At 62.0% G+C, this 1,130-nt stretch carries 1 protein-coding gene; it reads right to left on the reverse strand.

Going from position 1 to position 1,130, the window contains the following annotated elements; translation table 11 throughout:
- Positions 1-130: 130 nt before the first annotated feature.
- Positions 131-1,130, reverse strand: a 1,000-nt coding sequence (locus tag AC1D1X_RS24040) for an ABC transporter substrate-binding protein (protein WP_477699447.1), incomplete at its 5' end; no start/stop codon positions are given.

The raw sequence follows: 1,130 nt of genomic DNA on the forward strand, positions 1-1,130 counted from the left end.
GGCCAGCGTGAAAGCGGCAAGGGCGGCTGGAAAGGGGGTAGAAAGCTTCATGGGTGTTCCTGGTGAATGGCAAACAGGGGATGAGCCCGCATTATTGCCAGCATGGGCCGTTTTGCAAGTTTCGATGCCGTCAGCGCATGAATTTTCCGCCGCGCCCGATGATGGTGAGATCGGTGAAGCGGGAGCCCTCGTGACTTTGGGGGCTGTAGTTCACCGTGAAGCCGCCCATGTTGTAGTCGCGCATGGACTCCAGCGCCGTCACCAGGCTCTCACGGGTCAGGTTCTTCCCCGCAGCCCGGCGCAGGCCTTCGGTAAAGACCTTGGCCACCAGAAAGCCTTCCATGCTGGAGAAGTCAAAGTCCTTGTGGCCGCCCTCAGCCATGCGTTGCTGGTATTCACGCACGATGGCCGATGAGGGTGTGTAAGGGAAGGGCATCACCTGCGAAATCGTCACGCCCGCCCCGGTGTCGCCCAACTCTTCAGCGAGCGCCTTCGAGCCGACAAAGCTCACATTGAAAAACTGGCCACCGTAGGCCTTGGCCCGTGCCTGCCTGATCAGCGCGGCGCAGGATTTGTAGGCACTGATCTGGATCACAGCCTCAGGCGTGACCTTGAGTATTTCTGCCAGCGGTGCGGCAACATCCACGCTGTTGCGCTCGACCGTGACGCTGGCAGCCGGCTTGAGGTTGCGCCGGGTCAGCGCCCGCATCACGCCTTCCAGCCCGGCCTTGCCGTAAGAATCGTTCTGGTAGAAGACGGCGATTTTGGTGATGCCGACGGTGCTCAGGTGCTGCACGATGCGCTCGGTCTCGTCAAAGTAACTGGCGCGCACGTGGAACAGGTTTCGGTTGAAAGGCTCGCGCAGGCCCTGCGCGCCTGTGAACGGGCCAATCAGCGGTATGCCTGCCGCGTTGATGGCCGGCACCGCGGCCAGGGTGGTGGGTGTGCCGACCGAACCGATCAGCGCGAACACCCTGTCTTCTTCGATCAGGGCCTTGACCGCGGCAGCAGCCTTTTCAGGTTCATAACCGTCGTCCCGCGAAACCAGCTTGAGGGTGCGGCCGTYGATGCCGCCGGCGGCGTTGACGGCATTGAAGTGCGCCAATATGCCCAGTTGCATGCGCTTGCCC

The organism is Polaromonas sp. P1_G4, from assembly GCF_056405475.1.